The 13382-nt window shown below is 66.8% G+C and carries 11 protein-coding genes; all 11 read right to left on the bottom strand.

The features are described from left to right. Positions 1 to 26 precede the first annotated feature (26 nt). A complete protein-coding gene (locus JFY56_RS21005) occupies positions 27 to 1274 on the bottom strand; it encodes an RNA polymerase sigma factor (RefSeq protein ID WP_208316090.1) in 1248 nt (415 codons plus the stop codon). A 12-nt stretch (positions 1275 to 1286) separates the two neighbouring features. Beyond that, positions 1287 to 1727 carry a YybH family protein gene (locus JFY56_RS21000; RefSeq protein WP_208316089.1) on the bottom strand — a complete coding sequence of 147 codons (441 nt, stop codon included), beginning with the start codon at positions 1725 to 1727 and terminating at the stop codon, positions 1287 to 1289. 34 nt (positions 1728 to 1761) lie between these two features. Then, positions 1762 to 2544: a DUF899 domain-containing protein gene (locus JFY56_RS20995; protein ID WP_208316088.1), complete on the bottom strand. Its 783-nt coding sequence runs from the start codon at positions 2542 to 2544 to the stop codon at positions 1762 to 1764. 14 nt (positions 2545 to 2558) lie between these two features. After that, positions 2559 to 3086 carry an SRPBCC family protein gene (locus JFY56_RS20990; RefSeq protein ID WP_208316087.1) on the bottom strand — a complete coding sequence of 176 codons (528 nt, stop codon included), beginning with the start codon at positions 3084 to 3086 and terminating at the stop codon, positions 2559 to 2561. Between the two features lie 18 nt (positions 3087 to 3104). Continuing rightward, positions 3105 to 3473 (bottom strand): YciI family protein, encoded by a 369-nt coding sequence (locus tag JFY56_RS20985; RefSeq protein WP_208316086.1) that lies wholly within the window; start codon positions 3471 to 3473, stop codon positions 3105 to 3107. A 383-nt stretch (positions 3474 to 3856) separates the two neighbouring features. Beyond that, the gene (locus tag JFY56_RS20980) at positions 3857 to 4861 is read right to left on the bottom strand and encodes a fimbrial protein (protein ID WP_208316085.1); all 1005 of its coding nucleotides are present in this window, start codon (positions 4859 to 4861) and stop codon (positions 3857 to 3859) included. A 17-nt stretch (positions 4862 to 4878) separates the two neighbouring features. Further along, positions 4879 to 7485, bottom strand: coding sequence for a fimbria/pilus outer membrane usher protein (locus JFY56_RS20975; protein ID WP_236032957.1), 2607 nt, complete (start codon positions 7483 to 7485; stop codon positions 4879 to 4881). 77 nt (positions 7486 to 7562) lie between these two features. Continuing rightward, on the bottom strand, positions 7563 to 8303 hold the full coding sequence (locus JFY56_RS20970; protein ID WP_208316084.1) for a fimbria/pilus periplasmic chaperone: 741 nt from the start codon (positions 8301 to 8303) through the stop codon (positions 7563 to 7565). 48 nt (positions 8304 to 8351) lie between these two features. Beyond that, positions 8352 to 8891, bottom strand: coding sequence for a fimbrial protein (locus tag JFY56_RS20965; RefSeq protein WP_208316083.1), 540 nt, complete (start codon positions 8889 to 8891; stop codon positions 8352 to 8354). A 498-nt stretch (positions 8892 to 9389) separates the two neighbouring features. Continuing rightward, positions 9390 to 10040 carry a response regulator gene (locus tag JFY56_RS20960; protein WP_208316082.1) on the bottom strand — a complete coding sequence of 217 codons (651 nt, stop codon included), beginning with the start codon at positions 10038 to 10040 and terminating at the stop codon, positions 9390 to 9392. Between the two features lie 75 nt (positions 10041 to 10115). Then, entirely contained in the window at positions 10116 to 13352 is a 3237-nt protein-coding gene (locus JFY56_RS20955; protein ID WP_208316081.1) for a hybrid sensor histidine kinase/response regulator, read from the bottom strand. Between the last annotated feature and the right edge of the window lie 30 nt (positions 13353 to 13382).

Raw genomic sequence — 13382 nt, 5'->3', positions numbered from 1 at the left:
TTGGGCTTCGCAAGCTCAGCGCCAACCTACATCAGCTCGCGCAGGCGCTGTTCGAGGAAGCGTCGCTCCGGCTCCTGGCGCGTCAGCTCCAGCGCCTTGCGGTAGGACTCGCGCGCCTCGTCGGTGCGGCCGAGGCGGCGGCAGAAGTCGGCGCGGGCGGCGTGGGCCAGGTGGTAGTCGGCGAGGTCGCCGCGTTCGAGGATGGCGTCGACCACATCGAGACCGGCCTGGGGGCCGTCGCGCATGGCGAGGGCGACGGCGCGGTTGAGTTCGATCACTGGGGATGGCTGGATGCGCAGCAGCGCGTCGTAGAGGCCGACGATCTGCTCCCAGTCGGTGCTGGCCACGTCCGTCGCCGCCGAATGCACGGCGGAAATCGCCGCCTGCAGGCAGTACGGGCCGAAGCCCTGGCCGGCCAGGGCGCGGGCGATCAACTGGCGGCCTTCGTCGATCTGTTCGCGGTTCCACAGCGAGCGGTCCTGGTCCTCCAGCAGCACCAGTTCGCCGTGTTCGTCGGTGCGTGCCTTGCGCCGCGAGTCGTGCAGCAGCATCAGCGCCAGCAGGCCCATGACTTCGGGTTCCGGCAGCAATTCCAGCAGCAGCCGGCCGAGGCGGATGGCTTCCGCACAGAGATCGGTGCGGGTCAGCGAATCGCCGCTGGAGGCCGAATAGCCTTCGTTGAACACCAGGTAGATCACCCGCAGCACACTGGCCAGGCGCTCCGGCAGTTCCGCCTGCGACGGCACCTGGTAGGGAATCTTCGTGTCGCGGATCTTGGTCTTGGCGCGGACGATGCGCTGGGCGATGGTGGCAGGGGTGACGAGATAGGCGCGGGCGATTTCCTCGGTCTTCAGGTCGCAGATTTCGCGCAGGGTCAGCGGCACCTGGGCGTCCGGCGCCAGCGCCGGGTGGCAGCAGGTGAAGATCAGGCGCAGGCGGTCGTCCTGCAGTTCTTCCGCGTCCTCTTCCGCCGCCTGGCTGTCGATTTCCAGTTGGCGGGCGATCTGCTCCAGCGAGGCGTCGAAACGCACGCGGCGGCGCAGGTTGTCGATGGCCTTGAAGCGCCCGGTGGAGACCAGCCAGGCGCGCGGATTGGCCGGCACGCCATCGCGCCGCCACTGCTCGACGGCGGCGGCGAAGGCATCGTGCAGGGCTTCCTCGGCGCGGTCGAAGTCGCCGAGCAGGCGGATCAGGGTGGCGAGCACCCGCCGCGATTCCTGGCGGTACAGCGCATCCACCAGGTCGCGCAGCGGGAGTGCCGCGTCGTCATGCATCAGGCCGGCCCGTCACGGCTTGGCGTCGAAAATGGCCTTCCCGGTTTCCACATCGAACGGCGCAGAGAAGTGCTCATGGGCCACCTTCCACTTCCCCTGCTCGCGGCGCAGGCCGAAGCTGGCGCGCATCCACGAGGCATTCGCCTCGCCCTTCTCGTCGGTGCCGCCGCACCAGGCGAGGTAATGCCCGAAGGCCACGTCGCCGGAACTTTCCACACCCAGCTCATGGATGTCGAAGACCATGTCGGTGCACATCGACAGGCACTTCTGCCAGTGCTTCATGTACGCCTCCACGCCCTTGAACTGCAGCTGGATGATGGCATCGAAAGCGACGATATCGGCGGCGTAGTGACTGGCGATGGCGTCGACGTCGGCCGCCTTGACGGCCAGCAGCCAGCTGTCGAGGAAGGCCCGGATGGCTGGATCGACGCGGGGTTCGAGTTGTGCATTCATCGGAGTTCTCCTGCCCGATCGGGGACCGGGTGTTTCAGGATTCGCAGCAACCGTGCGCGGGAGCGGCCTGGCCGTATTCGTCATGGAAGCGCATCCACTCCAGCCCCTTGCCCTCCAGGTCGGCCATGCCGCCCCAGCCCTCGCCGCGCCCCAGCGGGGTGAGGTCGAGCAGGTGGTAGGTGGTGAGGGCGGCTTCGAGGCCGCGTCCGTAGGTGGAATAGCTGTGCAACACCTCCTCACCATCGCGCAGGAACACGCTCATCCCCGGCTGTTCGCCCTGCATGTGGCAAGTCTGGCCGAGGCGTTCCAGTTCGGCCTTGTCGCGGTAGTTGTACTCCACCGGCGCGACGTTCTCGTCGATGGTCACGTGGAAGTCGTAGTTGAAGTCGCTGCCGAACGACGAATACCACGGCAGCCGCCAGCCCATGCGCGCCTTGAACGGGGCGATTTCCGCCAGCGGCGCGCGCGAGACCATCGCCAGCGTGGTGCCGCGGGCGTGCAGGTGCTCCAGGCGGGGGATGTTGTCGATGACGAACGAGCAGCCCTCGCAGCCCACGCCTTTGTCGCGGTGGAACATGAAGTGGTAGACGACCAGCTGCGGCCGCCCTTCGAACAGGTCGAGCAGGCTCAGCGGGCCGTCCGGGCCTTCGAAGCGGTAGTCCTTGTCGATGCGCACCAGCGGCAGCTTGCGCCGCTCGGCGTTCAGCGCGTCCCTGGCGTGGGTCGCGGCGCGTTCCTTGAGCCACAGTTGCCGGCGGGCTTCCAGCCATTGCGCACGACTGACCACCGGCGGACGGGTGAATTGTGGAATGTTCATGATGCGTTCTCCCCTCAGCTTTCGCTGAGGCGCTTGAGATTGGCCAGGCCGGCTTCGAAGTCCTTGCCGACCATGCTGTCCATGCTGAAGAACAGGTGGACGACCTTCGCCCCGAACGGCGTGGGGCCGTACATCGCCCAGGTCACCCGGGTGGCGCCGCCCTCCTCGCGCAGGTTGAACTCGGCGGTATTGCGCGCCTGGTAGGGTTCGACGAATTCCAGGCGGATCGTCACGTTCGAGGCCGGAGTCGCGGACAGAATCCTCATGCTCCCTTCGCCTGCCCGGCCCTCGCTCTTCCACTCATAGACCGCGCCCGGTCCCTTCTGCGGCCCCCGGTAGATGCGTTGCATGTCCGGGTCGAGGTTTTCGAATGGCGACCACTGGCGCCACTGGTGGAAATCCTCGATCAGTCCGTAGACCTTGTCCGGCGGGGCCTGGATGACGGTGCTGCGCTCGACCCGGAAACCGTCCGGAGACATGGCGGCCATCGCCAGCACCACGACCAGCGCGACCGCCAGTGCGATCCCTGCATACTTCAGCATGATTCATCCTTATCCCGGTCACATGCCGGCGAAATGTTTCTCCCAGTCGCGAATCGGCCGCACCTCGATGCAGCCCAGCCGCCCCGGCGGGATCTTCGCGGCAATCTGGATCGCCTCGTTCAGATCACGCGCCTCGATCATGTAGAAACCACCAAGTTGCTCTTTGGTTTCAGCGAACGGACCATCGGTAATCGACAACTGGCCGTTGCGATGGCGCAGGGTGGTGGCGCATTCCACCGATTGCAGGGCCTGGGCGGCGATGAAATGGCCGCTTGCGCGCAGGCGTTCCTCGTAGGTCAGGCATTCATCGACCACCGCGCGGTACTCATCGGGCGGCAGCTTCGCGGCGGCGCTTTCGTCCACGTAGATCAGGCAGAGGTATTGCATGGTCGACTCCTTCGGTTGTCTGCGGAGTGCAGATACCTATAGTCGTTCGGACCCGATGGAGATCGACAGGGTGTCGGAAAAAAGCCTGGGGGCGACGAACGTGGGCATGGCCTATGGTTCCCTCGCTCCCGCGTGGGAACCCATCCGGGGACGCTCCTGCGTCCCTTTCGACGCGGGAGCGTCGAGAACTGCATTCCCACGCGGGAGCGTGGGAACGATCACGTGGAACCATCGGCGTTGCGATTTCCCTCACCCCTGCCCTCTCCCGGAGGGAGAGGGGGCAGATTGGCGTCGGGATGAATGTCGTGCCAACCGGCAACGCCGAGCAGTCCCCTCTCCCACTGGGAGAGGGTTAGGGTGAGGGCGGCATCAGGCCATGCCAGTCACTCGTAATACATGGTGAACGTAGCGATGGTGGACACCCGCCCGGCCTTGATGTCGGCGGCGCGGGGGACGGTCTTGTAGTACCTGGCCGCCACCGGGATGGACATCGGCATATTTTCGGCCGTCAGGCCCATGAACTTCTTCTGCGCCAGTTCGACCGGCGTGGTGCTGGAGACGTCGCCGTAGTACAGGCGCACGCCGACACCCTCCGCCATGTCCGCTCCGGCCGCATTGGCCAGCACGTTGCTGCCGCTTTGCGTCTGCGTGCCGTCGAACTGATGGCTCACCTTCACGCCCTTGTCGCACTGCAGGCGGATGGTGAACGCCGCGGCCTTGCCATTGTCGGCCGGCGTCGGCGAGGCGTCGCTGAAGTCGGTCTTCGCCACCGTCGGCAGGCGCACATCCATGTTCTGCGCGGACAGCAACTCACATCCCCGCGTACCAACTACCGACGCCCCGGCTATCGTCAGGTCGGCCACCGGCAGCCCCGCGTAGGAGATCGTGGATGCCCCACCGATCGTCAGCGGTCCGGCGGACGTGTCGATGTCGCCGGTCTTGATCAGTCGCACCCACCAGCTGGTCCTCAGCGGGTATTGGGTGGCAATGACCGACCAAGCCAGGCTGGGAAGCGGGGTCACCTTGGTGTAGTCCGGGTTGCAGGACACCTGGTTGCACCAGAACACCGACACGCCGATCCCCGGTACGTTGGTGGTGAACACCGAGTTGAAACCGTTGCTGGTATAGCCCGGCGCGGGTGGCCCTGTGCCGGTGGCCAGGGATCCCGCCACGCTTCCGCTGCTGTTACAGCTGATATTCGTCCCGGAGAAACTCATCCAGCCGCTGCTCCACAGCTCGGTGCCGTTGGGCGCGTCGCGCGGGACGCTCAGGGTGGCCGGCAGGTTGATGACGGCCGCCGACCTGGAATAGCCGGAATCGAAGCTGCACGCCGCCCACAGCGACGGGGAAATCAGCAGCGCCAGCCACAGCAGGATCGACTTTTTCATGAATACCTCTCTGCCGCTCAACGCGCGGCGATCTCCGTGTGGCCAATCTGTCTGGAGCAGACCGCCTCGGCCTGCTGGAAGGGCGCGCCGCCCCTGGCCTGTTCCTTCGGCATCCGGTAGTCGACCCGGCACTGCCGGTCCGGTCCCTCGCCCCAGCGCACCAGCAGTTGCCCCTGCTTCTCTTCGCTGCGCAGGAATACCCGGCTGCCCTGCCCGACCAGGGTCAGGCTGTTGCCCTCGGCGTCCAGCACCTCGGCGCCGACCGGCAGGTTCTGCCCGCTGTCGTCGCGCAGCAGCAGGAGCAGCGGCTTGCCGGTGACGGTCGGGTACTTGAGCATCACCACCGAGCCGTAGCGCGGCGCGATGTTCTGCGAGGTGTTCTGCAGCTCGACGTCCTCGGAAGTGCCCTTGGGATCGAGTGCGACTTCGTTCTGCCGGTAGGGCATCAGGCCGGAGACCACCCCGTAGCCGTCGCCGTCGACCTGGCCGCCGCTGCTGTTGAGCAGGCGCGCGCCCTCGGCGCCCGCGGCTTCGACCACCACCCGGGTTTCGCCCTGGGACTGGCTGAAGGTCACGCCGCCCGGATGCGCCACCACGCTGCCGCTCAGGCCCAGGCTGGTCTGGTTGTAGCCGTCGCCGCTGCTGTAGCTGCCGGACAGGTTGGTCTTCGCCGCACGGTACTGCATGTTGACGCCGGCATCGCTGGAGTTGCCGCCGTCGCTGCGGTTGCGCGAGCCGTACACGCCGTAGTTGAACTGGTTGTACTCGCCGAGCGCGCCGGACACGCTGAGCTGGCTGTTGAGGTCGCCGTTATCCGAGCGCGTGGTGGTGCTGCTCAGGTACGGTGCATGGGCGGAACGGCCCAGCGGCAGCGACACGCTGAGCATGTACTGGGTCTCGTTGTCGCCGCGTTCGGACTGCGTGCGGCTGGCCGAGAGGCTGAAGCTGCCCCAGCGGAAACCGTTGGAGTAGCCGGCCTGGTAGCTCATGTCGCCACCCTTGTCGGCGTTCCAGTAGTTCTGCGCCGAGCCGCTGAGGAACAGGCTGCCGTAGTTCATGCCCAGCGGCTGGCTGACGTTGACCTGGAAACGGTTGCGCTGGCGGAAGGTGTTGAAGGCCGACTCGTCGCGCAGCTGCGCGTAGTCGCCGAAGCCGAGATAGCCCTCGCTGGAGAAGCGGTAGGCCGCCACCACGAAGTTGGTCTGGGTCGGCTCCACCAGCTTGCTGTAGCTGAGCCGGTAGCTCTGCCCGCTGGGGCTGCCGCCCATCTGCCGGGCCTCGCTCAGCCCGGACGCCTGCGAGTGGGTGACGTCGAAGGCGACGGCGCCCAGCGAGGTGCTCAGCGCCATGCCGCCCTGCACCGCCAGGTACTGCTCGGCGACGATGCTGCCGGTGTAGCCGGTCACCAGGTTGGAGATGCCGCGCTGGTAGGTGCCCTGGACGAATGCCGGCGCATCGTCGAGGCGGTCGTCGCGGTACTTGCCGGCCACCACGCTGTAGCGCGACACGCCGGGGCGCAGCAGTTGCGCCACCGAGGCGAACGGTACGGTGAAGCGCCGCTCGCGGCCGTCGGCCTCGGTCACGGTCACTTCCAGGTCGCCGGAATAGCCGGTGTTGTAGAGGTCGTCGATGACGAACGGCCCCGGCGCCACGGTGGTTTCGTAGAGCACGTTGCCGCCCTGGCGCACGGTGACCCTGGCGTTGCTCTCCGCGGTGCCGCGGATCGCCGGGGCGAAGCCGCGCTGCGAGTCGGGCAGCATGCGCTCGTCGGAGGCCAGCTGCACGCCGGTGTACGGCACGCTGTCGAACAGGTCCGCCGGGGTGAAGTACTCGCCCACGGTCAGCTGCGACTTCAGCCGGGTGACGTCGCGCTGGGCGTAGCTGCTCACCGCGTCGTAGCGGCTGGCGGTGGCGCCATCGCCGCTGCTGCGGTTGTAGCTGCCGTTGTGGCGCACGCGCCAGTCGCCCACGTTCACCCCGGCGTTCACGCCAGTGTAGTACTGGGTCTGCTGGCTGCCGCCGGCTTCGCTGCGGAAGGCGTTGGCGTTGTAGTCGACGAACGCCGCGGTGACGCCACGGTCCCAGTCGCGCGGATCGACTTGGCCACGGGCGACGCGGCTGAGATAGGCCTGCGGGATGCTCAGGTCGAGCCGCAGGTCGGCATGGTTGAAGTCGACGCGGGCGCCCGGCACCAGGCGGGCGATATCGACGCAATCCTGCTCGGCCAGGGCGCGGGCGGCCTGGGCGTCGGGCAGCTTGTCGAGGTTCAGGCCGATGCTGGCGAGGTCGGCGCGTTTGAAGCAGTAGCTGGAAGAGCTGCCCTTGGCATCGCCGTCACGCGCGCTGATTTCCAGACGGCCGATCCAGTTCTGGTTGAGGTAGACGTCCGGCCGGTAGCTGCCCGGCGTCACCGGGTTGCCATGCTCGAAGCGCGCCAGATCGACCGAGCGACCTTCCTTGCCACGCAGGAAGGCCGGGTTGAAGGCGGCGAAACCTTCCGCTTCGGCAGCGCTCATGTCGGGCATGAAGCCTGCTGCGGCAGCAACGGCGGCCGCCAGCAGGGCGCGGCGCGGATATGCCGGCAGCCACTCCCTGCTGCCATGCCATACGGACGTCGAAGACATCGGAACCCTCTCGCGGATCGGAACGGGTGGAGTAATCCAGCTATGCAGTCTCCCTTCCTTGAGGTGGTCACTCGGGTCTAGCGCAGGGCGGTTTCCTGCTCGGGGGCGACACCGTGGTCGCTCATCCAGCGATAACGCAGGCTGGCGCCGGCGGCCTGGCCGCTGAAGCCCGGCAGGGAGAACTCGTGGCGGCCATACGGCGGGATCATTCCGCCGCCGGTGTCGTAGCGCTTGCCGCCCTGCTCCAGCACGAGGGAGCTGTAGGAAAGGTGATAGGGGCTGTCGTTTTCGCCGCGCAGCACATGGCCGCCGGCGCCCGGCACCACCTGCCACTTCACCTCCTTGATCGCCGCCGGCAGGTTTCCGGGCAGGCCGGTCGGGCGGTAGAACAGCTTGAGCCGCGAGCGGATGGCGATCTGCATCAGGTTCTGCTCGGCGTTCTGCGGCAGCGGCGGCACTTCCAGCGCGTTGAACCAGAACAGCGACTCGCGATCCTGCGGCAGTTTTTCGCCGGTGAAGACCACCCGCACGCTCTGCCCCTTCTGCGGGTCGAGACGGAAGATCGGCGGCGTGATCAGGAACGGAGCGTCGGCGCTCTGCGGTTCCGCCTTGGGATCGCCACGGTCGACCCACACCTGCATCAGCACCGGGCCGTTGCCTTTGTTGGTCAGCTTGACCGTGACTTCCCGTTCCTTGGCTGGATAGATCACCCGCGTGCCGTCGATGAGCACTCCGGCCCAGGTCGATGGAATGGCGAACGCGGAAAGCAGCAGGCCGGCGGCCAGCTGGCGAAGGTTCGGGATGTAGCGGAAACGCATTACAGGGCACCTTGGGGTGGCCCGGGACAATGCCCCGGGCCTTGGGGATCACTCGTAGGTCAGCTGGAAGTTGGCCATGGCCGCCACGTCGCCGGAGCCGGCGCTGCCTTCCTGGGAGTAGTACTGGGCGAAGTACTGCAGGGTCACCGGAGTGATGCCGTCCGCGGTGATGGCGCGGGCCCTCTGGGACAGGGCATCGTCGGTGTTGATATTGATGACGTTCTGGTTCTGGTCGAGCAGCTGGACCTGGACCTTGTCGGCATCGGCGGTGTTCTTCAGGTTGCCGTAGGAATCGACGTTGCTGTCCGGGGTGAAGGCGGTGGAGACCTTGATGCCGTCGGCGCAGCTGTTGACCTTCATGGTGAAGCCGGTACGGCCGGTGCTGCTCTGCGGAGCGGCCAGCAGGGTCTTGTCGACGGTCGGCAGGTGCACGTCCAGGTTGGTCGAGCCGGACTCGAGCACGCAGCTGGTTTCGGTGACCTTGCCGGTGATGTTGATGACGCCGGTCTGCGGAGGGGCGGCGTTGATGCCCATGGATACCCCGGCGCCTGCCAGGACGGCCACTGCGGCAAGCAGTTGCTTTTTCATGATCGAACTCCAGTGTGCGTGTTTCTGATTGACTTCCGGCATGGCGCGCCGGTCGCGTCCATGAGCCCGAAGAGACACCTCCATGTTGCAGACCCTTCGCTGCACCAACCAACCCAGGTGAGGGCGGTGGGTCGATGCGTCTGGCTGGCGCGAACTTTAGGGAAGGAGAGGGAGCAGGAAAATCAGACGAATCTTAAAACCCGCGAACGCGGGTTTCGGGGAGGGGGAACGGGGCGTAGGTTGGTGCTGAGCGAAGCGAAGCCCAACATCGGGTCGGGCCTGCGCCATTCGCGTTGGGCTTCGCTGCGTTCAGCGCCAACCTACGGGTGAAGCCCAACATCCGGTGGGGCCTGCGCCATTCGTGTTGGGCTTCACTGCGTTCAGCGCCAACCTACGGGGTGAAGCCCAACATCCGGAGGGGCCGGAGCCATTTGCGTTGGGCTTCGCTGCGCTCAGCGCCAACGGGTGAAGCCCAACATCCGGTGGGGGCGGGGCGTTTCACTGGAACAGATTGGCCTTGATGCAGAACAGCAGCAGCGCCTGGTCGCTGTCGACGTCGAGCTTGCGCATGGCGGCGATCTTCTGGGCGCTGACGGTCTTCACGCTGCGTTTCAGATGCTCGGCGATCTCCCCCACGGTCATGCCGGAAACGAAATGCCGCAGCACCTCGAACTCCTTCACCGACAGGCTGGCGATGCGCGCGCCGATGTCGTCCCTGTTGGTCGCCACGCTGCTGCCCGACTGCATGCCGGGGCCACGGTAGGTGCGCCCCTGGGAGAGCGCCGCCAGGGCCACGAGGATTTCGTTGAGGTCGCCGTTCTTCAGGATCACCCCGGATACGCCGAGATCGTAAAGGCTGCTCAGGATCAGGTTGTTCGACAACATGGTGAGGATCAGGATGCGGGTGTCCGGAAAGTGCCGGCGCAGGTAGTCGATGAGCTTGATGCCATCGCCATAGGCCCGGTCGCCGGGCATGTTGTAGTCGGTGATGACGATGTCCGGCCGCACATCCGTGCACAGTTGCACCAGTTCGCTCGAATTGCGCGCCTCGCCGACCACGACGAAACGCGCATCGCGCTCGATCACTTCGCGCACCCCCGCCAGCACGATGGGGTGATCGTCCGCCAATACAACTCTGACTGCTTCCATAAACGTTTCATCGCTCCAAACGATTGCGACCAACGGGAACGGCTCGAAAAAAAACCACCAGCCATCAGTTCAAGACTAGCCCTCAAGTACCTCCAGGGCTTTTTCCATGCGCCCCAGCAGTGCCTCGACCGCAGCGTTCAGGTCGCTGCCGGGCACTTCCGCGAGCAGGGTTTCCTCCATCGCGCCACAGGCGTCGGCCAGGGCATGCGCCTGCACCACCGCCAGGGCGCCACGCAACCGGTGCACCACCTGCCGCACGCCGCCCAGGTCGCCCTGCCCAAGGGCTTCGCGCACGCCCTGGATATCCTGGCGCATGGTGCGGATGAACAGCTCCTGCATGCGCGGCGACACCTGGATGCGATCCTCCCCTTCCGCTTCCGCCGGCTCCGGAGGCTCGACCAGCGCCAGCGCAGCCTCGCCGCAGAGCTTGCGCAGGGCGTTGTGCAGGGTGCGCAGGCTCATCGGCTTCACCAGCCAGGCGTTCATGCCGACCGTCATGCAGCGCTCCCCTTCCTCGCGCATGGCGTTGGCGGTGACGCCGATGATCGGCAACTGCGCATCGCGCTGGCGCAGGGTGCGGACCAGTTCGTAGCCGTTCATCTGCGGCATGTTCACGTCGGTCAGCAGCGCATCGAAGGCACCCGGCGACCAGTGCTGCAGGGCCTCCTGGCCATTCGCCGCGATGGTCACGCTGCAGCCCAGCTGCTCCAGCTGTTCCCTGAGCAGCAACTGGTTGATCGGATTGTCCTCGGCGACCAGCACACGCAGGCCGAGCCCGGCCAGTCGCGGCGCCGGTTCTTCCTCCTGCGCCAGCTCCGTTTCGCCGCGCTGGGCGAGCAGCAGCGCCTGGCCGATGCCGCGCAGATGATGGATGCTCACCCGCCAGCCCTGCCCTTCCGCCTGCGGCTGGTAGCCGCCATCGGGGCTGGCGCAGACCCGCGGGCCGGACCAGGCGGGCTCGGCCGGCGAATCCGCCAGCAGGTCGAGCAGCACGGCCTGGGGCGGCGGCGCATCCGGCAACTGGTCGACGACGATGCCGGTCGCCCCCCAGCGCTCGACCCAGGCGCCCAGGCTGACCGCCAGTTCCCTGGCCGGCGCGCGCAGGTAGATGCTGTCCGCCTGCAGCCGGATGCCTTCGAGCGCGCGCTGGCGCTCCTCGACCACCTCCAGGCGCAGCCCGAGGCTGAAGCTGCTGCCCAGGCCGACCTCGCTGACCACCCGCAGGCTGCCGTTCATCATCCGGCAGAGGTTCCAGCAGATCGACAGGCCCAGCCCGGTACCGCCGATGGTGTGCTGGTGGCCGTGGGCCTGGTAGAACGGCTCGAACAGGCGCTTCTGCTGCTCGCGGGAAATCCCCATGCCGGTATCGGTGACCTGCCATTGCAGCTCCACCTGGCCATCCCGGCGTTCCAGCACCTTCAGGCGCAGCACCACGCGGCCGAAATCGGTGAATTTCAGGGCGTTGCTGAGCAGGTTGTTGAGAATCTGCCTGATCCGCGCCGCGTCGCCACACAGCAGGCCGGGCAGGTCGGCATCCAGGCAGGCGTAGAGCTGCAGGCCCTTGTTCTCGGCCATGGCGGCATGCCCGCGCATGACCTCCTCGGCCAGCTCCAGCGGGCTGAACTCCACCTCTTCCAGCGCCATCTGCCCGGCCTCGATCTTCGATACGTCGAGGATGTCGCTGATAAGTTGCAGTAACGTCGAGGACGAGCGCTGGATGGTGTGCAGGTACTCCTGCTGCTGGCGCGTCAGGCTGGTCAGGCCGAGCAGTTCCAGGGTGCCCAGCACGCCGTAGAGCGGCGTGCGGATTTCGTGGCTCATGGTCGCCAGGAACAGCGTCTTGGCCTCGCTGGCCGCATCCGCCGAGCGTTTCGCCTCGACCAGCGCGCTCTGCGCGTCCTTGTGCGCGGTGATGTCGTTGAACGCACAGAGCACCACGTCCTCGCCGTGATAGCGGGTCGGCGCGAAGCGGGCGTACAGGTAGCGCTCGCCGAGCACCGCGCAGATATCGCCGCCCGCCTCCTCCGGCAGCAGCGAGAAGTCCCAGTCCCGGCTCAGCCTGCCGATGTCCTGCGCATCGCCGAGCCAGAGTTCGGCCAGGCGGTTCTGCAGCACCACCTCGCGCGTGTCGCGGCGCAGCACGCAGAGCGCGACCGGCGCGGTCTGGATCACCGCGCGGCTGAAGGCTTCGCTCTCGACGATCTCGCTGTGCGCCTGCCGGGCCGGCAGCACCACCCGCCGCGAGTACCAGTGCGAGGCGTACCAGCCGCCGCCGATGCAGCCGAGCAGCACGGCGAGGATGCCGAGCAACTGCCAGCGGGCATAGCTGAAGAAGCTCTCGTAGTCGACCCGGTAGACCGCCACCCAGCCGCCCTCCGGCTGGCTGTCGAGCTTCATCAGCACGCCCTTGCTGGTCAGGCTCAGGCCCTCCTCGGTGTCCTGCAACAGCGCCGCCGGGCCGTACACCACGTCGCCGTCGGGCGTCATCAGGGCCAGTTCGGTGAAGAAGCGCTGGCCGAGCAGTTGCACGAAGTCGTTGATCCGCACCATTTCCAGCAGGGTGATGGCGACCACATGGCGCGAGGGGCTGTTCTCCCACCACAGCGAGTCCGGCAGGTCGATGCTGATGTAGCCGAGCAGCGCCTGGTTGCCGCCGTAGAAGGCGCCGGCGCGGCCCCAGTGCACGCGCATGTCGTCCCGCGGCGGCGGCTTCTCGTGCAGCCGTTCGAGGATGCGCCCGATCACTTCCAGATAGGTGTCGCGCGCCAGGCCGCCATGGCCGGGCGCGCTGCTCAGCGACGGCACCGACAGGCTGGTGTCGCCCTCCAGGTTGACCAGCACCGTTATCGGTGCCGGATAGGACGAGGTGCTCCAGAAGCTGCTGTAGTAGTTGGCCACCAGCACCCCGATGGAAAACGGCCCGCCGGACATGTCGGATGGCGTGGCATGCTCGCGGGTGACCAGGGTGAACGGCAGCGAGAAGGAGAACTCGCGCCCCTCGTGGATCTCCAGGTCGCCCTCGCGCATCACCAGGCGGCGCTGCAGCGGCACCCGGTCCTGGTCGCGCTTCTGCGTCGCCGCATCGCTCTGGTGGGCGATCCGCAGGAGGAAGCTCTCGTGCTCGCGGATGTCGCCCATCAGCCGGCTGAAGTGAAAACTGATCTTGTCCTTTTCCTCCTGGACCACCCGTTCCAGCGCCCAATAGCACATGCCGACCAGCAGCAGCGCCAGGGAGATGGCGCAGAGCAGGACGATGTTCAGGCGCAGCGAAGTGCTCGCCAGCTTGCGGATCGAACTGTTTTCAGGGTCCATAAGCGAAAGAATCCGGGCCACGCCGAATGC

Origin of the sequence: Pseudomonas schmalbachii (assembly GCF_017589465.1) — a bacterium.
Taxonomy (GTDB): domain Bacteria; phylum Pseudomonadota; class Gammaproteobacteria; order Pseudomonadales; family Pseudomonadaceae; genus Pseudomonas; species Pseudomonas schmalbachii.
The sequence above is the reverse complement of the archived record's forward strand: the minus strand, read 5'-3'. Positions and strand labels throughout refer to the sequence as shown.

What these genes read in the sequence shown, in the direction of transcription:
- JFY56_RS21005 (WP_208316090.1), bottom strand. Translation starts at nt 1,274, where the DNA reads ATGCATGACGACGCGGCACTCCCGCTGCGCGACCTGGTGGATGCGCTG.
- JFY56_RS21000 (WP_208316089.1), bottom strand. Translation starts at nt 1,727, where the DNA reads ATGAATGCACAACTCGAACCCCGCGTCGATCCAGCCATCCGGGCCTTC.
- JFY56_RS20995 (WP_208316088.1), bottom strand. Translation starts at nt 2,544, where the DNA reads ATGAACATTCCACAATTCACCCGTCCGCCGGTGGTCAGTCGTGCGCAA.
- JFY56_RS20990 (WP_208316087.1), bottom strand. Translation starts at nt 3,086, where the DNA reads ATGCTGAAGTATGCAGGGATCGCACTGGCGGTCGCGCTGGTCGTGGTG.
- JFY56_RS20985 (WP_208316086.1), bottom strand. Translation starts at nt 3,473, where the DNA reads ATGCAATACCTCTGCCTGATCTACGTGGACGAAAGCGCCGCCGCGAAG.
- JFY56_RS20980 (WP_208316085.1), bottom strand. Translation starts at nt 4,861, where the DNA reads ATGAAAAAGTCGATCCTGCTGTGGCTGGCGCTGCTGATTTCCCCGTCG.
- JFY56_RS20975 (WP_236032957.1), bottom strand. Translation starts at nt 7,485, where the DNA reads ATGTCTTCGACGTCCGTATGGCATGGCAGCAGGGAGTGGCTGCCGGCA.
- JFY56_RS20970 (WP_208316084.1), bottom strand. Translation starts at nt 8,303, where the DNA reads ATGCGTTTCCGCTACATCCCGAACCTTCGCCAGCTGGCCGCCGGCCTG.
- JFY56_RS20965 (WP_208316083.1), bottom strand. Translation starts at nt 8,891, where the DNA reads ATGAAAAAGCAACTGCTTGCCGCAGTGGCCGTCCTGGCAGGCGCCGGG.
- JFY56_RS20960 (WP_208316082.1), bottom strand. Translation starts at nt 10,040, where the DNA reads ATGGAAGCAGTCAGAGTTGTATTGGCGGACGATCACCCCATCGTGCTG.
- JFY56_RS20955 (WP_208316081.1), bottom strand. Translation starts at nt 13,352, where the DNA reads ATGGACCCTGAAAACAGTTCGATCCGCAAGCTGGCGAGCACTTCGCTG.